Origin of the sequence: Natronorubrum sp. A-ect3 (assembly GCF_041821125.1) — an archaeon.
GTDB classification, from domain to species: domain Archaea; phylum Halobacteriota; class Halobacteria; order Halobacteriales; family Natrialbaceae; genus Natronorubrum; species Natronorubrum bangense.
In genome coordinates this window covers 76,469-98,749 of sequence record NZ_JBGUBB010000010.1, presented here as the reverse complement: position 1 = coordinate 98,749, position 22,281 = coordinate 76,469, and the positions used below count along the sequence as shown (strand labels likewise).

The 22,281-nt window shown below is 61.8% G+C and carries 21 protein-coding genes; 12 read left to right on the top strand and 9 right to left on the bottom strand.

What is annotated here, in order from left to right; translation table 11 throughout:
• Window positions 1–226 precede the first annotated feature (226 nt).
• Entirely contained in the window at window positions 227–640 is a 414-nt protein-coding gene (locus ACERJA_RS18780; protein ID WP_373609738.1) for a group I intron-associated PD-(D/E)XK endonuclease, read from the top strand.
• Between the two features lie 92 nt (window positions 641–732).
• Window positions 733–2,829 (top strand): bacterio-opsin activator domain-containing protein, encoded by a 2,097-nt coding sequence (locus tag ACERJA_RS18775; protein ID WP_373609737.1) that lies wholly within the window; start codon window positions 733–735, stop codon window positions 2,827–2,829.
• Between the two features lie 294 nt (window positions 2,830–3,123).
• Here ACERJA_RS18775 and ACERJA_RS18770 read toward each other — a convergent pair whose 3' ends face one another.
• The 3 genes from ACERJA_RS18770 to ACERJA_RS18760 form a co-directional block, all read right to left on the bottom strand.
• Window positions 3,124–3,873, bottom strand: coding sequence for a protein-L-isoaspartate O-methyltransferase (locus ACERJA_RS18770; RefSeq protein ID WP_373609736.1), 750 nt, complete (start codon window positions 3,871–3,873; stop codon window positions 3,124–3,126).
• Between the two features lie 324 nt (window positions 3,874–4,197).
• Window positions 4,198–4,857 carry an HVO_0476 family zinc finger protein gene (locus ACERJA_RS18765; protein ID WP_373609735.1) on the bottom strand — a complete coding sequence of 220 codons (660 nt, stop codon included), beginning with the start codon at window positions 4,855–4,857 and terminating at the stop codon, window positions 4,198–4,200.
• A 62-nt stretch (window positions 4,858–4,919) separates the two neighbouring features.
• Window positions 4,920–5,873: an aminopeptidase gene (locus tag ACERJA_RS18760; RefSeq protein WP_373609734.1), complete on the bottom strand. Its 954-nt coding sequence runs from the start codon at window positions 5,871–5,873 to the stop codon at window positions 4,920–4,922.
• A 124-nt stretch (window positions 5,874–5,997) separates the two neighbouring features.
• On the opposite strand from ACERJA_RS18760, the gene ACERJA_RS18755 reads away from it, so the two are divergent.
• Complete coding sequence (locus ACERJA_RS18755) at window positions 5,998–6,927, top strand: phosphatase PAP2 family protein (RefSeq protein ID WP_373609733.1); 930 nt, start codon at window positions 5,998–6,000, stop codon at window positions 6,925–6,927.
• 87 nt (window positions 6,928–7,014) lie between these two features.
• Here the strand turns inward: ACERJA_RS18755 and ACERJA_RS18750 are convergent, their stop codons facing one another.
• From ACERJA_RS18750 to ACERJA_RS18740, 3 genes are read right to left on the bottom strand one after another with little or no spacing between them, the layout of a single operon-like run.
• The gene (locus ACERJA_RS18750; protein WP_373609732.1) at window positions 7,015–8,235 is read right to left on the bottom strand and encodes a hypothetical protein; all 1,221 of its coding nucleotides are present in this window, start codon (window positions 8,233–8,235) and stop codon (window positions 7,015–7,017) included.
• Between the two features lies 1 nt (window position 8,236).
• A complete protein-coding gene (locus ACERJA_RS18745; RefSeq protein WP_373609731.1) occupies window positions 8,237–9,523 on the bottom strand; it encodes a hypothetical protein in 1,287 nt (428 codons plus the stop codon).
• Window positions 9,524–9,537: 14 nt separating this feature from the next.
• A complete protein-coding gene (locus tag ACERJA_RS18740; protein WP_373609730.1) occupies window positions 9,538–10,062 on the bottom strand; it encodes a hypothetical protein in 525 nt (174 codons plus the stop codon).
• A 76-nt stretch (window positions 10,063–10,138) separates the two neighbouring features.
• On the opposite strand from ACERJA_RS18740, the gene ACERJA_RS18735 reads away from it, so the two are divergent.
• The 6 genes from ACERJA_RS18735 (at window position 10,139) to ACERJA_RS18710 (ending at window position 17,577) form a co-directional block, all read left to right on the top strand.
• Window positions 10,139–11,200, top strand: coding sequence for an ATP-binding protein (locus ACERJA_RS18735; protein ID WP_373609729.1), 1,062 nt, complete (start codon window positions 10,139–10,141; stop codon window positions 11,198–11,200).
• Between the two features lie 84 nt (window positions 11,201–11,284).
• Window positions 11,285–12,049 carry a hypothetical protein gene (locus ACERJA_RS18730; RefSeq protein ID WP_373609728.1) on the top strand — a complete coding sequence of 255 codons (765 nt, stop codon included), beginning with the start codon at window positions 11,285–11,287 and terminating at the stop codon, window positions 12,047–12,049.
• Complete coding sequence (locus ACERJA_RS18725) at window positions 12,046–12,510, top strand: hypothetical protein (RefSeq protein WP_373609727.1); 465 nt, start codon at window positions 12,046–12,048, stop codon at window positions 12,508–12,510. Before ACERJA_RS18730 ends, ACERJA_RS18725 begins: the two co-directional genes overlap by 4 nt.
• Before the next feature lie 31 nt (window positions 12,511–12,541).
• Window positions 12,542–14,467 (top strand): ATPase, T2SS/T4P/T4SS family, encoded by a 1,926-nt coding sequence (locus ACERJA_RS18720; protein ID WP_373609744.1) that lies wholly within the window; start codon window positions 12,542–12,544, stop codon window positions 14,465–14,467.
• A gap of 7 nt (window positions 14,468–14,474) precedes the next feature.
• Window positions 14,475–16,190: a secretion system protein gene (locus ACERJA_RS18715; RefSeq protein ID WP_373609743.1), complete on the top strand. Its 1,716-nt coding sequence runs from the start codon at window positions 14,475–14,477 to the stop codon at window positions 16,188–16,190.
• A gap of 94 nt (window positions 16,191–16,284) precedes the next feature.
• On the top strand, window positions 16,285–17,577 hold the full coding sequence (locus tag ACERJA_RS18710; RefSeq protein WP_373609726.1) for a P-loop NTPase: 1,293 nt from the start codon (window positions 16,285–16,287) through the stop codon (window positions 17,575–17,577).
• Between the two features lie 43 nt (window positions 17,578–17,620).
• Here ACERJA_RS18710 and ACERJA_RS18705 read toward each other — a convergent pair whose 3' ends face one another.
• Entirely contained in the window at window positions 17,621–18,328 is a 708-nt protein-coding gene (locus tag ACERJA_RS18705) for a MinD/ParA family protein (RefSeq protein ID WP_373609725.1), read from the bottom strand.
• Window positions 18,325–18,690 (bottom strand): hypothetical protein, encoded by a 366-nt coding sequence (locus ACERJA_RS18700; RefSeq protein ID WP_373609724.1) that lies wholly within the window; start codon window positions 18,688–18,690, stop codon window positions 18,325–18,327. Before ACERJA_RS18700 ends, ACERJA_RS18705 begins: the two co-directional genes overlap by 4 nt.
• A 184-nt stretch (window positions 18,691–18,874) precedes the next feature.
• Here ACERJA_RS18700 and ACERJA_RS18695 point away from each other — a divergent pair, with 184 nt between their 5' ends.
• Both ACERJA_RS18695 and ACERJA_RS18690 read left to right on the top strand, forming a co-directional pair.
• Entirely contained in the window at window positions 18,875–19,888 is a 1,014-nt protein-coding gene (locus ACERJA_RS18695; RefSeq protein WP_373609723.1) for a type II glyceraldehyde-3-phosphate dehydrogenase, read from the top strand.
• 98 nt (window positions 19,889–19,986) lie between these two features.
• Window positions 19,987–20,388 (top strand): Hsp20/alpha crystallin family protein, encoded by a 402-nt coding sequence (locus ACERJA_RS18690; protein ID WP_006065164.1) that lies wholly within the window; start codon window positions 19,987–19,989, stop codon window positions 20,386–20,388.
• 94 nt (window positions 20,389–20,482) lie between these two features.
• Here the strand turns inward: ACERJA_RS18690 and ACERJA_RS18685 are convergent, their stop codons facing one another.
• The gene (locus ACERJA_RS18685) at window positions 20,483–21,340 is read right to left on the bottom strand and encodes a hypothetical protein (RefSeq protein ID WP_373609722.1); all 858 of its coding nucleotides are present in this window, start codon (window positions 21,338–21,340) and stop codon (window positions 20,483–20,485) included.
• A gap of 157 nt (window positions 21,341–21,497) precedes the next feature.
• On the opposite strand from ACERJA_RS18685, the gene ACERJA_RS18680 reads away from it, so the two are divergent.
• Window positions 21,498–22,277 carry an SDR family oxidoreductase gene (locus tag ACERJA_RS18680; RefSeq protein WP_373609721.1) on the top strand — a complete coding sequence of 260 codons (780 nt, stop codon included), beginning with the start codon at window positions 21,498–21,500 and terminating at the stop codon, window positions 22,275–22,277.
• The last annotated feature ends 4 nt before the right edge of the window (window positions 22,278–22,281 follow it).

Here is a 22,281-nt window from a genome sequence, read left to right as displayed (position 1 = left end):
GACTTCTCGATCAGCCGCGCTATTCGAAACGCCAAACGAGGTCACGACATAGAACGCCTCTGAACCGGTTCAGTTCCCGCGTTAGGCAGTTTTTGATTTCTATAAGCGAACAACTGGTGCAGTTACGTCTCAAACACACAACACTGATTTCGTAGTCACCTACAGTGGGATGATCTCGGTTTTGTGTACACTGAGGTTTTTATCAGATGCCGATAGCAACCGCTGTATGCGCAATTCGAAGGCCATTGGAGACGAAACCGAGTCGAGAGCGCTTTCGGAACTGCTCACACACGGGTACAGTGTCTCGATCCCGTTCGGCGATAACGACAGATACGACCTTGTTGTCGACGATGGCGATGAACTCTATCGGATTCAGTGTAAGACCGGCTGGCCCAACAAAGACGAAACACTCCGTTTTAATACACACTCTCAGACGGGCAAAAATGGCACATACCACGAACGAACCTATCACGGAGATATCGATGCGTCTCTGGTCTACTACCCGGAGACGGAGACGTTCTACTGGATCGATATAGCTGATGCGACTGAGCAGAAGATGGAACTCCGTATCGAATCCGAGATCGATCATCCCTCGATAAATTGGGCGAGGGAATACGAGTTCGATGGGACCATCCCCTGATTGGTCCGATCAAAATACTAATTGTTTAGCATTCACTCTGTTTCAATAGAAAAACGACTCTAATAATTGTTTTCTAACTGACTATTTATCCCATGACCCCACCAATAACCGTTCTCATCGTCGATAACGAACCGGGATTCGCCGACCTCGTCGGCGAGATGCTCGAGCGCGAGCATGAGACGATCGTCGCCAAACCGGCGATGGATGCCAGAGAAGCACTGGCCATCCTCGAGGAACGGTCGATCGACTGTATCGTCAGCGATTACGAGATGCCAGAGATGACGGGGCTCGAGTTGCTCGAGCGAGTTCGCGAGGACGACCCAGAACTACCGTTTATTCTCTTTACCGGGCGGGGGTCCGAAGCAGTCGCCAGCGAAGCGATCGCAGCAGGCGTGACCCAGTATCTGCAAAAAGAGTCCGGCGAACAGCAGTATGCCCTGCTTGCAAATCAGATTACGAACGCCGTCTCGCAGTATCGAACCGAAACCGAGCTTCGCGAGAGCGAGCGCCGGTACGAGCGGACGCTGACGACGTTACACGAGACGACACGGAAGTTGATGCGAGCGAACACGAAAACCGAGATCTATCGATCGGCAGTCGATACCGCAGGAGAGATTCTCGAGGTATCGATCGCCGCGGCGTACGCGTTTGAGCCGACGAACGGGGTGCTCGAGCATGCGGCATCGACGCGAGACGTCGTCGAGTCGGAGCGACAAGCCGAGCACGGTGACGGATACATCTGGGACGTGTTTTCCGAGGGCGAAAGCGTCTACTATGAGGATGTGAGTCAGGACACCGCTGTCGACAAAACAGTATGTCGAAGCGAGCTGATCGTTCCGCTGGGGACACACGGTGTGTTGGTTGCAGGCACTGAGGCCGTCGACGGCATCGACGAGACGATGACGGAGTTGCTTCACATTCTGGCGGCAAACACCGAAGCCGCACTCGATCGGGCAGAACGGGAGCAGCTACTGCGAGAAAACGACCGAACACTTACCCGGCAAAACGAGGAGCTCACGCGGCTCAACCACACAAACGAGATCGTCCGGGAGATCAACCATGGTATCGCACAGGCGTCAACACGGAGCGAGATCGAGACACGAGTGTGTGAGCGACTGGCCGACACCGAGCGCTACCGTTTCGCCTGGATCGCCTCGGCCGATACTGATCCACCCGAGCCGACATCGTGGGCCGGCGTCGACGGAGCGTTTATCGATCACGTCCGCGAGAACGGTGAACGAGCGCCTGAACTCCAGCTCATCACGGACACGCTCGAAGCCGAACGGATCCAGGTCATCCAGAACGTCCTTGAGGCCGACGGCTGGGAACAACGCCGAAAGGAGGCGTTGACCTACGGCTACCAGACGATACTCGCAGTCCCAGTGCTAGACGATGAGCGCCGGTACGGTGTCTTGCTCGTCCATGTGGCAGGGGTCGACTCTATCGGTAATCGCGAACGGGACGTGCTCGGCGAACTCGGCGAGACGATCGGCCACGCGATTCGATCGGTCGAGCGCACGCGAGCGATGCTCACCGACAGCCGTCTCGAGGTCGAACTCGCTGTCCACGACTCGCGGCTATTGCTGAACCGGCTTGCCAAGCACGTCGGCGGCCCGGTGACCGTCGAGGGCGTGATCGAGCGAGACGACGAGGTCGTCGTATTTGTCACTGTACCGGCAGACACAGCGTGTGTGACAGTAGACCAGTCGGCATCGATCGAGACGCCCACGATCGTCTCGGAGGGTGAAGACAAAACGTTGTTTGAACTAACGGTCACTTCGTCGCCGTTTGTAGAGCTCTTGCGGACGTACGACGTTCAGTTGCGGACGGCGACGGCCCAGAACGGGACGGCGACGTTCGTCCTCGAGGTGCCACAGCAGGTCGAAGCCCGGTCACTGGTCGAGGCATTCACCGAGCGATATCCGGAGACAGAGCTAGCAGCCCGACGCGAAACGAGCAGTACCCGGTCGACTCGACCGCTTGATACGCATCTCGAAGAGCGACTCACCGAGCGACAGTTCGAGGCGCTGCAGATGGCCCACTACAGTGGCTTCTTCGAGTGGCCCCGTGAGAGTACTGGCGAAGAGCTTGCGGACGTCCTCGACGTGGCCGCACCGACCTACCATTATCATCTGCGAGCGGCCGAACGAAAGCTTGTAACGCTAGCGTTCGACCGGGACGCTGACTGAGTCACGCCAACACAGCGATGTGAGATGAAGCGACTCGACACGCACACAGCACACCGCGTCTTCCGATCAGTGTCCTGTTTACGCACCAGCAATCTAATTACCTAGAACCGTATCTCGAGACACACTAATCAGTTAGAGAGTATATTTAACCACAAGTAGCCCCTACTACCACTTGGCGATCTGCGATAGTCTGTCGCCACTCCCAATCCCCCCCACCCCACTTTTCGAAGACAACGATACGACAGACGGCCAGTGTCGGCTATCCGGTGTCGATACAAGCGCCCACGGCACCGTTCACTGTGGATCGATCGATTCCTCCCACTCGATCCAGTCATGTTCCCAGCCTCGTCTCGATTCGGCACGACGAATGGCGTGTTCGCGGTCCTCACGGGCCATACGGTTTCGTTCGACGGCTCCTGACTGTTCGCCCTCTATCAACAGCGGGCCGAACGAGACAGCACCGAACTGGGTCCGGTCGCCAGTAGCCGAGATCGCCTCGAGTCGCTGGCGCTGGCTTCCTCGGGGCAACACGAGTCGGCCGTCGGCCGTCAGTTGCTCACGTAACGCCCGCGGTGGCTCGACGGTCGCGGCCTCGAGCAGGATGCGATCGAACGGGGCGTACTCGGGGAGGCCGTTGGCTCCATCGCGGCAATCGACGAGCACGCCGTCGTAGCCCGCGCTGGTGAGGTTCGCTCTGGCGTGGTTGACGAGCGGCCGAGAGATGTCGACGGCGTGGACGTTTCGCTCGCCGACGAGTTCCGCGGTGACGGCGGCCGTGTAGCCGACACCGACGCCGACGATCAACACCGTGTTGTCGTCCTCGAGGGCGAGCGCCTGCAGCAAGCGCGCAACCGTACTCGGCGCGAGAACGCGAGTGCCGAGCACTTCGTGTTCACGATCTGCATACGCCGAGCGGTCATCGTCGAGAAACTGGTGACGAGGAACGTCACGCATCGCAATGGCGACAGCCTCGTCCTGAAGGACGTCCTTAGCGGGGTACTCGAGGCTGTCAACCATATCCGCTCGCAGTACCGCGGGGTCCATACGCGGAGCTATTGCGCCGGTTGTTATCAATGGCGCGCTTGCGCAACCCGCCATCCAGTACGTGGTACTCTCCTCGCATTCGGACGAAGCGAACGCTGCCGTGGCCAGACTGCTCCAGCTGTCCGTCGTCTCCGCCGGATTCGAGGGCGAGTGTGCCGGGATAGCGTAGCGATAGTAGCCACTGAGAATCAGTGCACAGCCGTCGTGCGATCGGTGTGTAACCCGTTTCAGTTGTTACTCTCGGACAACGACCTCCATGCACCAGAATCTGGGTGGCAGGTGTCGATTGCCGCGCTATCGCGACGGCTTTGTCTACTGCAGCCGTTACCAGGCCGACCAGGCGCTGCTCTGTTCGTCGTAGGCGTACACTCGTTTCGTGTCCTTGGCGAGGACCGTATCGCCGCCTTCCTCGTAGCGGTCCCGGTGATAGCCCGATGCGTCCTTGCGCACGACGAAAGCGTCGATTTCGAACTCATCGTCACCGAACTCCTCGGTCGAACCGACTTCGAACTCGTAGTCGCCGGGGACGTGGACGGTGATACTGCGGCTGTCGTTTCGTGATCCGTCCTGTGGATGGACGGTAACGTTGACCGCGACGTTATCGACTTCGCGAGTCCAGACGGTCTCGATTTCGTCCGCGTCGGCCTCGTCGACGCGTTTCTGGCCGTCGAGTTCGAGGCTCGTGACACGAACCGTCGAGAGCACCTCATCGGTCTCGAGAATGAATTCGTCGCCGACTTCGATCGACTCGTCTTCGGGCGTCGTGACGTTCGCCGTAAACGATTCGCCCTCCTGAGAGACGACGACGTCGAGTGTGACCTCGCGCTCTTGTTCGGGCTGGATCTTGTGGACGTGGCCACACTCACTACAGCGGACGGTTACGGTGCCGCCGCCTTCCGTCGTCGTCAGGACCTCGTGGACCGTCTCGAGGTCCGGCGAACAGGACGGACATGGCGTTGGGACGCGGTCCGGAATATCGTTCATACCGCGGTATAAACGCTACGTCCGTAAAAGACGATTGAACCTGCGTTCGGCGTCCTCGCGTCTCACGGCTCGCTCCGTGGAAGCTCAATGACGGCTCCGTCAGCAGACACTGTCGGGTCCCGTAGAATGCCGTCGAGGTGGATCGGTGCTTCGGTCTCGCCGCCGATTCCGGCGTTGTCACCGATCGCGATGTGGACGGTGCCGCCGGCTTTTTCATCCAAGAGAACGGAGCCGACGAGATCGGTGACGGCGACGTTCGTCCCAATACCCAGCTCTGCGAGGTTGTACGCGGCGTCACCGACGTCTTCTGCAGCAGCCTCGACTGTCGTGCGGATCTCGTCGTCCGAGATGTGGGTGACGAGGCCGTCTTCGACCTCGAACGTGAGCTGTTGGCCGTCGTCGAGCAACCCGTGGGGTCGCATCGTTCCATCGACGACAAACGTGCCGTCGGCGCTTTCTGGGCTGATGAACACCTCGCCGGCGGGAAGGTTCGACATCTGGCCAGGTTCGTGGACGATTCCAGTGTCCGAGAGCCACTCCCGATCACCGATTTCAAACGTGATGTCGGTTCCAGCGGGTGTCGTCACACGAATTTCCTCGGCACCGTCGACCTGCTCACGGACGTCCTCGCAGTGGGCCGCAATCGACTCGTAGTCGGCGTCTAACCCCGTCGTAAAGACGTCTTCAGTGATCCCCGGGAGTGTCGCGACACGAGCCCCAGCGTCGTTGGCTTCGGTTCGAGCGCGTGTATGACTCAGGCTCTTGGTCGTTGGGGCGAGGACGACATCACCACCGGCCATCGCCGCCGCAACGGGTGCTGGCGGCTCGCTGCCGTGGGTTTCACCTGGCGGATAGCGAACGATGACTGCGTCGTCGGTGAGCGCGCTGGCGACAGCATACAGCGCCTCGCCGATCGACTCACGTTTGTCGTCGGTCACGATCACACAGGACTCATCGGCCTCGAGAGCCAGACATTGGCGAACAGCCGTCTCGGCAGCGGCACGGAGCGCAGACATATCTCATCTGTACTCGAGTGGCCCAAAAGTTGTTATCCTTGTGCGGTTCCGTGTCAGCTGTCGATCAGCTTTGAGAGTACGACGATAGCGTTTTTACTGACGAACCCAACTGTTCACCGAACTCATGGGTACGTCTACGGTCGAGCGCGTCTTTTTCGACGAATCGACGAACGAGGCCATCAGGGAGACGCTCCCGGAAGCCGGGATCACGTTCTTCGAATACGTCACGCATCTCGGTGACGGCGCGCTGTTGATCGTCTTCGCGACGCTGCTCTACTGGTTCGGTGCCGACTCTCGTCGTGAACAGCGAGCGCTCGTGATCGCCATCGGACTCGGCGCGCTCGCGATCAGTGCCGGAATGAAAGGGATTTTTCTCCGACCACGGCCCGAACTGGCAGCCGGCTACGGCGGTTACAGCTTTCCGAGCGCACATGCGATGGGTGCAGCCGCGTTCTACGGTGCGCTTGCGGTCGTCGCTGACACTGGGACACGGCTCCAGCGGTACGTCGTTGCTGGAACCGTTATCGGACTCGTCGCGTTCTCACGGGTCGTGATCGGCGTCCACTTTGTGGGCGATGTCGTCGTCGGCGTCGCGATCGGGTTGGCGTTCGTTGCCCTTGTCGCTCACGATCGGACTTCCGAGCCCGATTTCATCTTCGCCATCGCGGCTGTCATCGCGATTCTCTCGTTCATCTTGGGCTCACGGGAGTTTACGGCGATGACGATCGGTGCAACGATCGGCGCAACCATCGCCTGGCAGTACGTCAAGGCCCTGTCGCCACAGCCCCGTGGCGCTGCAATCGTTCTGCTGGGCTATCTCTGTCTCCCGGTCGTTATCGGACTCCGGGCCGTTCCCGTGTTCTGGCCGGATCACGTACTGGTCTCGGTCCTCGAGGTGATCGGCTACGCAGTCGTAACTGCGGCCGCCCTCGTCGTTCCGGTCGTTGCCGAGCGGATGAACGACTGGCCACCGGTAGAGTGGCTCCAGGCGCGACTTCCATTTAGTGGCCGGACGATCGATCCCGACCAGGTTCCGGGGTCGGCAGGCGATTAACGTTCGCCTTTCCTCTCGAGTGGCTGTCACGGCTGTGCCCGCGATCGAGCTCGATTGGCACTTGAACAGGGGCGTCTAAACCAACGCTCACTCCTTCGTCTCCGGCGAATCCGATATCTCGACGCCTGACGGCGACTCGAGACCTGCTGTGAGCGTTTCCGGCGTTCCGAACACGTAGAGCGTATCGCCAGCTTCGATCGGCTCGTTGTCCGCCGGCAGCGATAGTACGTCGCCGTCTCGTTCGATCACGAGGACTGTTCCGGGGATCCAGCCAACGAACTCGTTCTCGAGCGGGCTATCAGCCTCGATCCGAGTTGCCGTCACCGTCTCGTCTCCGTTCTGGATCGCCGAGATCAGTGCGTGAGCATCGCTTCCCGCCTCCGGCCGGGTCGTAAGCCGGTACTGCTCGCCGGGCTCGAACGCGTCCGCGTCGTCAGCGTCGACTGCAATCGTCGTCACCGAGCCGGCACACGCGCGTAACGTCCCCGTTGCCACGAGCCGACTCGACGCATCGCTGTCGGTCCAGATTTCGACCGGATCCCCGGTACTCGCCCGCGGTGAGGGATCGCCTGAGATCGCAACGGCGACCTGAGCAGGACCCAGCGTGGGACTGATGCCAGCCCGTCGACCGCCGACCGAGAGCGCGCCAACGTTCCCGCCGTCGGCAACCACTGCATCGACGTATCCGATATCGAAGTCGGTCTCGAGTCGCCTTTCCACCCTCGACTCGAGTTCTGGAACCGACAACTGACCCGGAAGCCGGAACAGACGGCCTTCGAGGTCGCGTTTGACAGCCTCGTCGACCGCTGGATACCCTTCTGCGTCGTCGATCGACTCTGGCAACGTCACGACGGCAGAGCGCCCTGCCGCTCGGACGAGATCCGCAACTGGGCCGCTGGCGTCGACCCTTGTGATCCCGTAGGTCCCACACGCGAGGTGGTCACCGAGTCGGTGGCCACCGGCAGCGACAATGGTGCCAGCAAATAGGACGCCAAGGATATACGACCCGGTTGTGTAGTGGATCAGCGGCGAGTCGGCGAGGACGGTTCCATGGCGAACTGCTTCGCTCGTGAGCCAGCCCGTCGGCAGTGCAAGGCCGAGGAGAACCGCTGGCCCAGTTGGCAGCTGGCGAACGGTCAGCGCCCGGTATCCGAAAGCAAGTACGAGGGCACCGATGCCTGCAAGCAACCCGTAGCTGAGGATTCTCAGTAACGCCGTCCGTGTCCATTCGATCCTCGTCGAACCACCGAGTTCCACACCGGTTTGCAGTAGTGTTTCCGTTCCGACCGCTGCGATCGTGAGCGACATCTCAGTGACCCACCTCGAGAGCCGCTGGCTCTCGTTTGTCCCGTCTGGTCCCGAACACCGTTGTATCCGTGCCGAGGACGAACGCTTCTGTCCCGACCGTGAGCGCAGCTGGCTCGGGCTCGAACTGCCATGCATGTTTGTCGACCGGGTCGCCGTTGCTCGCCTCGGAGTCTCGGACTGCGAACACCTCGAGATCGGTGTCTTCGGCGGTCACAGCATCGAGCACTGCCTCGGTCAGCGTTGCTCTCCGGATCGTCGTCTCGTTCCGCTCGAGCAGTGATACTGCCTCGAACTCGTGTGTCGTCTCCCGTGGCGTGACGGCGACTCGAGCATGCTCGGCGTCCAGCAGCGTCTCCGCATCGGTTGTCGAGACGGCGACGGTTACACGACCTGGGCCCCCGGTCGTCACGGAATCGGCTGAGACGCCATTGATCGAGTGGGTGGCCTCGCCAGCTGTGGACCGGTTGCAATCTCGAGGCTCGCTGGCAGCCGCCGATAGGTGCACGCCGCCATCTGTGACATCCGTGTCGACTGTGGCGCTGAGCACCGTCCCGGAGACCGTCCCCGTGTCGGTGATCGTGCGGACGCTGTCGCCCGGTGTCAGTCCCATCGGAAGCAGTGCCCGAACCGAGACGGCGCGCCACCCCTCGGGAACCGCCTTCGCGATACCGTTGACCGGCGGTGCCGCGGTGATCGTCGCTCGACCACGGCCGTCGACGGCAACGGCGACCGCCTCGAGATCGTATTTCTCCCTGAGTCGATCTTCGAGGCGTCTCTCGAGTTCCGAGCGCGGAAGATCTGCCGGGAGCCGCCAGGCACCGTCCTCGAGTGCAGTCCGGAGCGCCGGACCGAGTGGTGGATAGCCCTCGGACTCGCGGACGCCACCGCTCGAGCGAATCGTCACCTGCCCCATCGCGTCGACGGCATCGATCGCGTCCGCTGCGAGCGGCTGTGTTCGGTCGACCGAGCCGGTGATGAGACGCGGCGAGTCGGCGGCAAGCTGCTGTCCCCAACGTGTTGTATAGAGCCCGAGAACGACCGCGAGCCCGACGCCGAGAGACAGCCCCGGCTGGATGGTGCTGGTGTCGAAGACGCCAGCTGCGGACAAGAGACTAGCAGTGACCATCGCCGTGGCTGTCCCGCCAGCGATTGGCGGCAGCGTTCTGTCGGCGAAAACGGTCCCCACGAAACTGGTGACACCGATGACTGCCGAGACAGCGGTTCCGAACAGCAACCCGGTCGACACACCAGTGAGAACGTCGATTGGGGTGACGAACAGTAGGCTCATTGGGTTCAGACGGGCTAACTGGTTTCAGCAACCCGAATCTCGGGGTTTGGCTGTTCATCGATGTAGTTGCTGTCCGACGGCGGGATCACGTCTATCTCCAGCGTTCCGATATCCTGGTCAGCACGAAGGCCTTGGGTGTTACTGAAGTTCAGCACTGCCTCGTTACTGTCTCCGATCGTATCCGCTTCGACGACACCCTCGAGCTGTGCAGATCCAGCTGTTGCGATCACGGTTGCATCCTGTACTTCGTTGCCGTTTTCGTCGATAACGGAAACCGTGACCTGCTCCGTCCCAGTCGGATCGATGATCTGGTCGTTGTCGTGGATCTCTACAGTGACCTCTGTATCTCCAACATCGCCGATTCCACCGAGCATGTTCAACATGAGCGCAAGCGCTGCAACACCAACGACTAACGCGATCACGAGCCGGATCGGTAACCCTTCGATCGCACGATCGTCTCGAGCGAACGACGAGCGTGATCGAGTGTTCGCTCGCTTCGATCTGGTAGAACGGTTCGACCGCAAGGTGTTCGAGAGCATACCCCTGCTTGGATTCGTCTTCCGATTTAAACGTTCGACCCAGGGTTCAAAACTGAAGAGCGGACGAACCACGGTCGTGAGTTTCGTAATCGGACGCGGTGACGATCTCGAGGCTGGCCCCGTAGGCGCGCTGGGCACGTACCGGGCTCGAGATGGGAGCGAAGGCGCAGCCCTCCATCTCGACTTCGACGGGCCACACGCGATGTTGATCGTCGGAAAGCGTGGCTACGGGAAGTCGTATACGCTGGGTGTCCTCGCAGAGGGACTCGCTCGAGCCCACGGTGTGGCCCCGGTGATCGTCGATCCGATGGGTGTCTTCGACACCCTTGCGGAGTCGACTGCCGGTGACGGCGTCCCTGCGAGGGTGATCGACGAGCCGACCGTAACGCCGAGTTCGCTCGATCCCCGCTCGTGGTGTACACTGCTCGGACTCTCGCCGGAAAGCGGTGCGGGAAGCCTCGTCTGGCAGGCTGCACAGGCAGCGTCGACACTCGAGACGATGCAGACACACATCGGGTCCGCCGATGCTCCGGCTGCGGACACGCGAGCGGCGCTCAATCATCTTCAACTTGCCACCGCGTGGGGCGTCTTCGACGCCGACGGCATCGACGCCGCCGACCTCGGTGGTGCCGAGGTGACGATTATCGACGTGTCGGGACTCGAGTCGGCACCGATGAACGCCGTCTGTCGAGGGGTCGCAGAAGCGCTGTATCGGGCACGCGTCACCGAGACGATCGACCGACTCCCGTGGCTGTTGCTCGACGAGGCCCACACATTCTTCGACGGGATCGCCGAACCGGCGCTTCGGACGATCCTGACGCGTGGCCGCGCACCTGGCGTCAGTCTCGTTTCGGCGACACAGCGTCCGAGCGCCGTTCCCCCGGTCGGCATCTCCCAGTCGGACGTCCTGATTTCGCATCGGCTAACGTCACAGGCCGACCTTGACGCGCTGCAGGCGGCCCAGCCGACGTACATGAACGTCTCGCTGTCGGATGCTGATCGTCTTCCAGAGGCGCCCGGTGAGGTCGTCGTCGTCGACGACGCCACGGAAACGGTTCATGCCGCACAGATCAGATCGCGTGACACGCCACACGGCGGTGACAGCCCACGGGCAAGTGAGGTCTCCAGCGGAGAATAATCTCGCTCGAGGCCGCCGATCCCTATAATCGAAAGCGCTCGATCGAGGCTGATGTTTAAATACAATGCATCGGCCAACTGCGATATGACCGATCTCGAGCGACTCGACCAGCGACTCGCTGCTGTCGAGCGTGTGGTCGTCGACGGCGATGTCGAACTCGATGGACTCGCTGATCTCGCCACGCTCACGGCAGACATCGACCGACTCGAGACCAGAGTCGAGGACTACGAGCAGCGACTCGCCGCGCTAGAGGCGACGGTCGATGCGGTCAGCGGCTTCGTTGGAAACGTCGAGTCGGTCGACGAAGACGTCGAACGGCAGGCGGCTGCGGCCGTCGCTGCTGTCGACCGTCTCGAGTACCGGATCGACGAACTCGAGCGGGCGCTCCCAACCCACCGGAGCCGCAACGACGATGTTGCCACCGGCGAGACGGTGGGAACGGAGTCTCCTCGCCCCAGTGGCGCTAGTATCGACGACCGGATCGACGAACCGCCCGCCACGGCAGCGACCAGCGAGAGCAACACCGATCCGACAGCTTTCACAGCGGAGACCGGAGCCGGTGACACCCCGTTTGGAGCGCCCGCTGACGTGGAGTCGACTGCCGAAACACTGCTCGAGCCGCCAGATGAGCGCACAGCAGACGGAGACGCTGGCGGTCAGTCAGCCGGCGGGTTGCCCGTCCAGCAGACGGTCGGTCATCAGTCATCCAGTACGGATGACGAGGCGGGCAACACGCTCAGTTCAGGCGATACACCTAGCCCGAGCGATGACGACGCTTCGCGTGGGACCGCGACCGATGGCGACGACTCGAACACACTGATCGCCTCACTTCGCGCCAAGTTCCTGTGATCCGATACGTCCTCGCAGTGATGTTGCTGATCGCACTCATCGCGCTCTCGATGCCAGCTATCGACAGCGGTGCAACGATGAACACTGAGCGGCAGGTCGATGCGAGCCTCGCTGCGATCGATGCGAAAGCGACCTCGCTGATCGAAACCGAGGAAGTCACACCCGATGGGCACCCGAACCCCCAGCGCATCGTCGACCTCTCGCTGCCGCGAAGTACGCTGACGACCGCAGGAGTCGACCACGTCGAACTGGTTCCCCACGAGAGCGGACAGTACACCCACGCCCGGTACGTGCTCGAGGATGGGACGACTCGAGAAACGATCATCAGCGAGCAGATCGTCTGGGACGATCCGTCGGAGACCGACACGACCGAACTGGGCGGTGCCGGTGAGCAGCGCCTCGCACTCGTTCTTTTGGAAGACGAAACTGGAGAACCAAGACTCGTCGCTCGCCATGTCTGAGTTTAAACCGGAACACGCAGCCAGTATCGACATGCCACAGGTTGGGATCACAAGCGCCCTCGGATCGGTCCTCGACGACCTTGGGCTCGGCTGGATGCTCGATGACGGTGAGCCGGATGGGAACTGTCCGTGCAGTGTTTCCATCGAAGACGAACTGGTAGTGGTCGATGCAAGCGACTGTGACGGCGACCTCGCAACGTCTACCGCGTGTCGACACGCTGTCGTCGACGCGCTTGCCGACCGCGAGGTAGACGGTATCCGCACTCGATCGAACGGGGTCGAACGGCGATACGATGCTCAGGCTGTCGAGTTGCTCAGTGCTGCTGGCCGGTTCGTCGAACTACTGGGCGACCGGGACGAGCGACTGGCTGACGCCGCCGCACGAAACCCACTCGAAGTCGCTGCCGAGCTAGCGACACAGATCGGACCAGTCGCGGATATCGCCGTCGAGTCAGGATTGACGGCCGCTGCAGACGGGATCGACAGCTACGAATCGGCGTTGACGTCGACTGTTGGGCTCACGATCGGCCACTACTTTCTGGATCAGCAACTCGCCGATCGCGCGCGCCTCGAGGATGTCCGGGCACTCGAGACAGGCAGCGAGGCGCGGATCTACACGCGGCCGGATGGGGTGCCGCTGTACGTCCTCGACGTGGTTGACAGCACGCTTTCGAGCACGGAACGGAAACACCTCATCGAGGGGTATGAAGCCATCGCGGAGGGCGACGTCGAGGGCGACCGGGCGGCCTCGCGTGCGATCGAACGCGCAACCGACGCGCCAGCGGAGCCGTTGTTGACGACGGTGCTTTCGAAGCACACGAGCGGGTACGGGATCCTCGAGGACCTGTTTGCGGACGAGCGAGTGACGGACGTGTACGTGACTGCACCAGTCACACAGAACCCGATCCGGCTCGTCGTCGACGGGGAGTCGATGACGACAAACGTCTACCTGACGGCGGCTGGCGCACGCGCGCTCGCGTCTCGAGTCCGTCGAACCAGTGGGCGATCGTTCTCGCGGGCAAACCCAACCGTTGATGCGATGGCCACGCTCGAGAACGGGACCGGTGTCCGCGTCGCCGGCGTCACCGAGCCGGTCTCGGATGGGGTCGCGTTTGCGTTCCGAGAGGTGGCTGACGACCGGTTTACGCTCCCTGCTCTCGTCGCGAACGGAACCATGCCAGCCGAGGTCGCGGCGTTTCTCTCGGTAGCTATCGAGCGCAACGCGGCCGCGCTGATCGCCGGGACTCGAGGGTCGGGGAAGACAACGCTGCTTGGCACCTTGCTGTACGAACTGACGCCGGGTACCCGAACGGTTCTGATCGAGGATACGCCAGAGCTCCCGGTCGCCCAGCTCCAGTCAGTCGACCGAGACGTTCAGGCGCTCCGAACCGGGACCGGCGACGGGCCGGAGATTTCGGCGGACGAAGCGCTCAAGACAGCGCTTCGACTCGGAGATGGAGCCCTCGTTGTCGGCGAAATTCGGGGTGAAGAAGCCCGTGTCCTCTACGAGGCGATGCGGGTCGGTGCGAACGCGAACGCCGTACTCGGGACGATCCACGGCGACGGCGCGGATGATGTCTATGAGCGTGTTGTCTCGGATCTCGACGTCGAACCCTCGTCGTTTGGTGCAACGGACCTCGTCGTGACTGTCGAGGCCTCTCGAACGCCGAGCGGCCGCAGACGGCGGGTTGCCAGGATCGAGGAAGTCATCACCAGCGGCGATGACGTCTGGTTCGAATCGCTGTACGAACTGGATGGCGACCAGGCTGCCCCCACGGGGCGGATCGACCGCGGTGAGAGCGTGTTTGTCGATCGGCTTACTCGACCGACCGAGGCGTATGCGTCGGTCCGACAGGCGATTACGACGCGGACGGAATTGCTCTCGAGGCTTGCTGCCGACGGCCGGACGAGTCCGCGTGAAGTCGCCGCGGTGTACGCCGATCGGGGGTGTGAGTGATCGACCGATGGCGCTGTCGACGACAGTGATTCGAAAGCTGGCCGCGCTCTATCCGTACGACGTCAGCGGGAGCGACGCGCTCGCCGAGTCACTCTCGTTTATCGACTCGCCACACGATGAGACGACGGTTGTTCGTGCGAGCTATGGGGCCGGCATCGTCGGCGCACTGCTCTCGCTCTCGCTGTTTTTGACCTCGGCACCGCCTTCCTTCGTCCTGTTTTTCGTGCTCGTGACGCCCACTGCGGCGATTTACGCCGTCCACTCGCTGCCACATCTACAGGCGGCGTTCCGACGGACCGAAGCCCTCGGGGACACGCCGAATCTCATCGGCCGTGCAGTGTTACGGATGCAGGTCCAGCCAGCGCTCGAGAGCGCAGTTCGATTCGCTGCCGAGACTGGCAGCGGACCACTCTCGGCCAGCCTCAACGGCCACATCGATCGGTCGATGGGGACCGCGAACACGGGACTGCTGTCGTTCGCCGAGGAGTGGGCCGAGTGGTTCCCCGCGTTGCGACGCTCTTCACACCTGCTCGCGACTGCACAGGACGCGCCGGAGGGCGAACGGGCGCGAACGCTCGATCGAGCGCTGTCGGCCGTGCTCAACGGCACCAGAACCCAGATGGCGGAGTTCACCGCCGCCATTCGAGCGCCGACGACCGGACTGTTCGCTTTCGGAATCATGATCCCACTGGCGCTAATCGCGCTCGTCCCCGCTGTGCCGATGGTCGGCTTCTCGGTCAACATTTGGATCGTCGTTCTGCTGTACAACGTCGTGCTTCCCGCGTGTCTCGTCGCCGCGAGCCTCTGGTTACTTGTCCGCCGTCCGGTTGCGTTCCCGCCACCGAACGTCAGTTACGACCATCCCGATGTGCCGGACCGACTCTGGCTTCGCGGACTGTGGGGAGTGTTCGCGGGCGTCTGTGGGTACGCGATTACGGCGACAGTCGGCCCTGCCCATCTGGCGTCGGTTATCGGTCTCGGCCTCGGTCTGGGCGCTGGCTTGCTTGCGATCTTCAGACCGATCCTCGAGGTGCGAAACTACGTTCGAGACGTCGAAGCCCACCTCACCGACGCACTCTATATTGTCGGTCGACAGGTTGCTGAAGGCGAATCCGTCGAGTCGGCAATCGAGCTCGCGGCCCAGCGGGTGCCTGCCGAAACGGGTGAGGTTTTCGAGCACGCTGCTGGTGTCCAGCGTCGACTTCACGTGAGCGTCGACGCAGCGTTTCTCGGCGAGTACGGTGCGCTCAGAGCCGTCCCGAGTTCGCGTGTCCGCGGGACGGCCGCGTTGCTCGCGATCGCTGCCGACGAGGGGAAACCAGCGGGTCGGGCGATCGTCTCGATGGCTGACCACTTGGAGGAACTCGACGACGTCGAAGCCAAGACGAAACGGAGTCTGGAACAGGTGACTGGGACGCTCGACAACACGGCAGCGTACTTCGGACCGCTGGTAGCAGGTGCGACGGTCGCGATGGCTGCCATGATGTCGAGTGAAGAGCTGGTTGGGACGGCAGACGTCGATGCTGCCGCCTTTCCCGCCGAATCGCTCGCCATCGTCGTTGGCATCTATCTCGTCACACTGTGTTTTATCCTGATTCCACTCTCGATCGCCCTCCGGTACGGTCTGGATCGTGCCCTCGTCGGCTATCATATCGGGCGTGCGCTCGTCTCCTCGATGGTCCTGTACGGCGTTTCTGTCGCAATCATCGAGATGATACTCTGATTGGGTCTCGAGGATGTCCGTCTCTCGAACGGGACGCCGGACTGATCGTCACAGCGGTGTCCAGGTTCAAAAAGGAAGCCGCACCAATCCCGATATGATCGCTATTGCCGGTGCGAAAGGTGGCTGTGGAAAGACGGTAACGACGCTCGGACTCACAGAGGCATTCGCCCGAGCTGGGATCGCCGCGCTCGCGGTCGATGCCGATCGACAGCTGCCGAATCTGCACGTCACTGGCGGCGTCGACCGCACGCCAACGCTTGCAGCGCTTGCCTCCGAGACCGGTATCCGATCGGTCGCACAGGGAAGTCCGCGAACGTCGACTGCCGGCATTATTCCTGCTCCGGAGCCGTCGGCGAACGTCGAACTCGAGTCCGTGCTCGGGCGGCTCGAGGCGAGTACGATACAGACCATTGTCGACTGTCCGTCCGGTGCGGGGCCGGACGTTGTCGAGCCACTCGCTGCAGCCAGTGGAGTAATTGTCGTCACGACGGACAGTGATCGAAGTCTCACTGCTGCTGAGACGACAGTTGAGATGGCTCGTCGCCTCGGTGTTCGGGTGCTGGGAACGGTACTGAACAGATGTGAGACGGTCCCGCCAGAAGTCGACTCATGGATCGACGTGCCGGTGCTGGGCGTGATACCCGAGGCAGAGTCACCGTTGATAGACGACGAGACGACGGCTGCCTACGATGAACTCGTCGAGACGTTACGAACACGAAACGCAACGGCGCAGACACCACCAACGTACGATGACGACCTGTTACCGACGGGGATCGATGCTCTCGATCGGCGGCTGGGCGGCGGGCTCGCACCCGGATCCGTCGTCGCACTGATCGCCGAGCCAGCGAGTCAGTCAGAACACTTGCTCTATGGAGCGACTGCACCCCGCGGGACGCTGTATCTCACGACCGAGCGCTCGGCAGCGAACGTTCAGCGAGCGATCGAAACCACGTCGACCGAAACCGGTACGCCGACGGTCCGCCACGTCAGCGGCGAGCACCGCCTCGAGGAGACGATGGAGAACATCAGCAGACTGCCGGCGGAGGCGACGCTCATCATCGACCCGATCGACGTCCTCGAGCGATACGACCGCCACGCGTACGTCTCGTTCCTGAACGATCTCAAAGACTGGATGGTCGAGACCGAAGGCATTGCCCTGTTACACGGTCTGAACGGATCCAACCGACCCGATAACCGAACGGCGACGATCCACGCGACCGACGCTGTCTTCGATGTACAGACGAGCAACCCGGGGATCGGAGCGGGCGTCGAACACTCCCTGTCGATCCCGAAGTTCCGTCCCGAGCGGTCGGTCACGGAGACGATCGAGCTCAGTTTCGACGGCGCGGGGACAGCGGCCATCGAGACCGACCAGAACGGAGCGTGAACGCACGTCATCGGCGGAACGACTGCACGAGACGACGTAGGGCTCAGCGAACGCCGATGTGGACGGAGCGATTCCCCTCGCAGCGTTCGACCGAACGGGCAACCGACTCGAACGCGTCGCTCACATCACAGTCAGGGGACACATCTCTGACTGGACGCCCCTCTTCCATCGCGTTGTCGACGGCCGGCCGCTCCGCGACCGTTGTCGTTGGTGCGCCGAGTTTCCGTTCCACGCGAGCCGCAAGCTGCTCGTGTCCATCGGCTTCGTCTGCTGTCGCCCGATTGAGGACGACCGCGGCGATCGGCGTCTCGAGCTCGAGCGCGACCGCTCGAGTCCGTAGCGCATCGACGAGTGCCGATTCGGTCGGCGTGGTGACCAGTACTGCGGCGTGGGCGCTCTCGAGTTGGCGGCCCACGTCGCGTGCCAGCCCCGCCGGACAGTCGATAACGACGCGACCAAACTCCCGCTCGAGGCGATCGACTACGCGGGGGAGTTCCGTCAGTGCCGACGCGCGGGCACCAGCGAGCGTCCGACCGCACGGCAGTATTCGAACCTGACCGAACGACTCCACGGCGTCGAGTGGGGCGGACCGCCCCGCGAGAACGTCATGCAGGTCGGCTCCATGTCCACGGGGGAGATCCGCAGTCGAAAGATCGGCGTCGACGACGACGGCGTCGAGCTCTCGGCCGAGATTCAGCGAGACAGTTGACTTTCCGACGCCGCCTTTACCACCAGCGACAGCGACGATCATGGGTTCTGCGTGAGTACGTCAGCTGTCGGTGCCCACCTGTCGAGTTCGGCGAGCACCGCTTCGGGCGCCGTGGTCCGCTCTGTGGCGATCCGGGAGCTCTCGAGAACCTCGAGTGGCGGCTCCGTCGGCGTGGCTGGGCTTGCGAACCCAACCCCACGGCGTCGTCCTGGTTCGACAGCGCCCTCCCAGACGTCGCCACGCCACTCGGGGACGACCATCCCGTCTCGTCGTGGCGGCCACGTCGGCCCGTCGAGTTGGCTCTCGAGACGGACTTGCTGTGGAGTCGTCTGCGTATTCGTGATGATCGCCGTCACAACCGTCACTCCCTCGCGTCGATCCGTTTCCCAGTCGACCTCGACCATGCCGATAGCTTCGCGCCCGCTATCGTATAAACTCCAACACGGCTCGCCTCGAGGGGACAGCCGAGAGCACGGCTGAAGCGAGTGCAGCAAAGTTACGAGAATGCGGGTAAAACTCACCTGCGAGTTACAATCGATCGTAAAGCCTCGAAACGGTTATCCCCCTCGGTAGTGGACTCCCGAACACATGATTCAGGTCGCGATCAACGGCTACGGTACGATCGGCAAACGCGTCGCAGACGCCGTCCGGCAGCAGCCGGATATGGAAGTCCTCGGCGTCGCCAAGACGCGGCCGAACTTCGAAGCCGAGACAGCTATCGACAAAGGGTTCCCGCTTTATGCAGCCATCGAGGAGCGTGCCGACCAGTTCGCCGAGGCCGGCCTCGAGATCGCTGGTCCCGTCGAGGATCTCATCGACGCAGCCGACATCGTCGTCGACGCGACGCCGTCCGGAATCGGCGCGGAGAACAAAGAACTGTACGAGGAGTACGACACGCCAGCACTCTATCAGGGCGGCGAAGACGCTGCTCTCGTCGACACCAGCTTCAACGCCCGCTCGAACTACGAGGACGCCACCGGCGCAGACCACGTCCGCGTCGTCTCCTGTAACACGACCGGCCTCTCCCGAGTTATCGCCCCACTGCGAGAGGAGTACGGCGTCGAAAAGGTGCGTGCAACGCTCGTTCGCCGCGGCGGCGACCCCGGCCAGACCAACCGTGGTCCGATCAACGACATCCTGCCGAATCCGGTCACGATCCCCTCCCACCACGGCCCTGACGTCGAGACCATCTTCGACGATCTCGATATCGACACGCTCGGGATGAAGGTGCCTGCGACGCTGATGCACATGCACAGCCTGAACGTCACGCTCGAGGAGGAAGTCGACGCCGCCGAGGTTCGTGAACTGTTCGCCGACGAGTCACGCCTGTTTTTGATCCCTGAGCGCATGGACATCGACGGCAGCGGGAAGCTCAAAGAGTACGCGATGGACGCCGGTCGCCCCCGCGCAGACATCTGGGAGAACTGCATCTGGGAGGAGTCCATCTCGACCGTCGGATCGGACCTCTACCTGTTCCAGGGCATCCACCAGGAAAGCGACGTCGTGCCGGAGAACATCGACGCGATCCGGGCAGTGCTCGGTGAAGCTGACGCCGGAGAAAGCATCGCGACGACGAACGAGACGCTCGGCATCGGCCTTTAAACGGCCACTGCTCGACAGTTTCGGTGCGTCAATTTTGGCCACCCCGAACAATTAGTGACGACAGAAAGTTTTTGCCATGTGGCCCACTACGCATTCGCATGCGCCGAGACGACCGCGACGAACCCTTCGACGACCTGTTTCGCGAGATTGAGCGAATGATGAACGAAATGATGAACGGTGCCGATGCCAACGTCGAGTTCGACTCCTCGAGAGACGTTGACAACGGCTTTGGAATGGATACCCACGTCAATATCCACGAGACCGACGAGGAGGTCCGCGTCATCGCTGACCTACCAGGTGTCGAGAAAGACAATATCGAACTCGAATGTGACGGCAAAACGTTGACCATCTCTGCCTCGAGCGACCACCGTCAGTACGACGAACGCGTTTCGCTCCCCCAGCGTGTCAACGAACACACCGCGTCCGCGACCTACAACAACGGCGTTCTCGAGGTCGTCTTCGACCTCGCAGAGCAGTCATCGGGCATTAGCCTCGAGTAACGTCGTTGCGTCGCGGTCGAAAGACAGTTTTAGTGCGCGACTCGAAAACAGCACCGTCGAATCGACGCGAGCGGCTCTCTCCCTGTCCGGTAGCTTACGACAGAATCTTTGCAGCCAGCCAGCCAAGCGCCATTCCACCCAGAACGACACTGCCCAGTAACAACGCCGCGTTTGCTAACGCGTTCGGAACGAGTGCTGGCACCTGTCCGCTGACAAACATCATCACCGACACACCAATCAGGCCGACGATCCCCCCGATCCCTGCCACAGTCAGCGGATCCGGTGACGTTCCCGGGGACGTCGTCGATGCTGTCGAACTGCCGTCCGCCGTCGCGGTATCCGTTTCCGGCTCGGGCTCCGAGTGTGACGTCGTCGCCTCGTCCGCATCCGCCTCGGCAGGTGACTCGAGAGTCGAATCTGACTCCGCCGGCACGTCGTCGTCCGCTCGCTCTATCGTCTCCGTTTTCTCGTCCGTGTCGGAAGCTGGTTCGACATCGAGGCTCGGCTCCTCGAGTTCCGACACCACGACATCTGTCGCGGTCGCCGGACGGTCGGCCAGCCAGGTCCGACCTTCTGTGACGTCATCAGTAATCAGCCGCTCGATGTCGTCATCGACCTGCTCCATGACGCTGTCGACGGACATCTTCGCGATGACTGACTCGGGATAGACGATGACGAGGGCCTCGAGTCCGGCTTCGTCCGCCTGCGTCGCCCACTCGGTAATTGACCACAGTTTGTCCTCATCGCTGATCGCTCCCTGATTGCGTGCATCGGCGTACATTTTGTTGGCGCCGGTGGCCTCAAGCAACTCGATACAGAGCTCCATATGAGCCCGAAAACTCTCGCTGGTCGCGAACCCGTGCCATCGAAGCAAGACGGCATCGAGCTCGTCGTCCCAACCGACAGTTCCAGCGTCCGTTCGCCGATAGACGTTCTCTTGAACGAGAGTCATATCGACTGCTAACAAACCTATATAAATATATCTACGCCAGGATATCAAATATAATAATGGGAAAACGCATGAGGAAATGACGGCGAATAATGTACTTTTAGATATGATTCGTCTATATCAACGCAAGATTGATATTCAAGGTATTTGATACACAATCATGAACTCTGTACTCGACGGCGAGACGGCAGTTATTACGGGTGCCGCAAGTGGGATCGGTCGTGCAATCGCACTGACGTTTGCTGACGCAGGCGCAGACGTCGTCGTCGCAGACCTCCGCGAGGAGCCACGCCAGGGCGGTGTTTCGACACACGAACGGATCGCCAACGAGACCGACGCCGAAGCGACGTACGTCGAGTGTGACGTCACCGATCGCAACGCGCTCGAGGCAGCGATCGACGCCGCAGACGAGTTCGGCGGCCTCAGCATCATGGTGAACAACGCGGGTGTGTTCGGGCCGATGGGATCGATCACCGAGATTTCCGTCGAGGACTACCGCGACCTGATGGCGATCAACCTCGATAGCGTCTTCGTCGGCTCGAAACTCGCCGCCGAGAAACTGATCGAGCAGGGCGAAGGTGGGGCAATCGTGAACATCTCGAGTCTCGCCGGGCTGCAGGGATACGGTGAAATCGCGCCGTACTGTACGGCAAAAGCTGGCGTTCGAAACCTCACCTACTCGTTGGCCGACGATCTCGGCCCGCACGGAATCCGAGTCAACGCCATCCACCCCGGCGAGGTCGAGACGGCGCTGACGACTGAGGACTTCCCGATCGTCGGCACCGAGCAGGAGGAGGCACTCAAACAGCTGATTCCACTCCAGAAACTCGCACAACCCGAGGACGTCGCCAACGCAGCACTCTTCCTCGCGAGCGATCTCGCCGGCCACATCACGGCCGAGTCACTGCTCGTCGACGGCGGCACCCGAAACACGAGCTAAGTTT

Bases quoted from the DNA above. Each gene is read 5' to 3' on its own strand.
- ACERJA_RS18780 (WP_373609738.1), top strand. From the start codon at position 227: ATGCGCAATTCGAAGGCCATTGGAGACGAAACCGAGTCGAGAGCGCTT.
- ACERJA_RS18775 (WP_373609737.1), top strand. From the start codon at position 733: ATGACCCCACCAATAACCGTTCTCATCGTCGATAACGAACCGGGATTC.
- ACERJA_RS18770 (WP_373609736.1), bottom strand. From the start codon at position 3,873: ATGGACCCCGCGGTACTGCGAGCGGATATGGTTGACAGCCTCGAGTAC.
- ACERJA_RS18765 (WP_373609735.1), bottom strand. From the start codon at position 4,857: ATGAACGATATTCCGGACCGCGTCCCAACGCCATGTCCGTCCTGTTCG.
- ACERJA_RS18760 (WP_373609734.1), bottom strand. From the start codon at position 5,873: ATGTCTGCGCTCCGTGCCGCTGCCGAGACGGCTGTTCGCCAATGTCTG.
- ACERJA_RS18755 (WP_373609733.1), top strand. From the start codon at position 5,998: ATGGGTACGTCTACGGTCGAGCGCGTCTTTTTCGACGAATCGACGAAC.
- ACERJA_RS18750 (WP_373609732.1), bottom strand. From the start codon at position 8,235: ATGTCGCTCACGATCGCAGCGGTCGGAACGGAAACACTACTGCAAACC.
- ACERJA_RS18745 (WP_373609731.1), bottom strand. From the start codon at position 9,523: ATGAGCCTACTGTTCGTCACCCCAATCGACGTTCTCACTGGTGTGTCG.
- ACERJA_RS18740 (WP_373609730.1), bottom strand. From the start codon at position 10,062: ATGCTCTCGAACACCTTGCGGTCGAACCGTTCTACCAGATCGAAGCGA.
- ACERJA_RS18730 (WP_373609728.1), top strand. From the start codon at position 11,285: ATGACCGATCTCGAGCGACTCGACCAGCGACTCGCTGCTGTCGAGCGT.
- ACERJA_RS18720 (WP_373609744.1), top strand. From the start codon at position 12,542: ATGCCACAGGTTGGGATCACAAGCGCCCTCGGATCGGTCCTCGACGAC.
- ACERJA_RS18715 (WP_373609743.1), top strand. From the start codon at position 14,475: ATGGCGCTGTCGACGACAGTGATTCGAAAGCTGGCCGCGCTCTATCCG.
- ACERJA_RS18710 (WP_373609726.1), top strand. From the start codon at position 16,285: ATGATCGCTATTGCCGGTGCGAAAGGTGGCTGTGGAAAGACGGTAACG.
- ACERJA_RS18705 (WP_373609725.1), bottom strand. From the start codon at position 18,328: ATGATCGTCGCTGTCGCTGGTGGTAAAGGCGGCGTCGGAAAGTCAACT.
- ACERJA_RS18700 (WP_373609724.1), bottom strand. From the start codon at position 18,690: ATGGTCGAGGTCGACTGGGAAACGGATCGACGCGAGGGAGTGACGGTT.
- ACERJA_RS18695 (WP_373609723.1), top strand. From the start codon at position 18,875: ATGATTCAGGTCGCGATCAACGGCTACGGTACGATCGGCAAACGCGTC.
- ACERJA_RS18690 (WP_006065164.1), top strand. From the start codon at position 19,987: ATGCGCCGAGACGACCGCGACGAACCCTTCGACGACCTGTTTCGCGAG.
- ACERJA_RS18685 (WP_373609722.1), bottom strand. From the start codon at position 21,340: ATGACTCTCGTTCAAGAGAACGTCTATCGGCGAACGGACGCTGGAACT.
- ACERJA_RS18680 (WP_373609721.1), top strand. From the start codon at position 21,498: ATGAACTCTGTACTCGACGGCGAGACGGCAGTTATTACGGGTGCCGCA.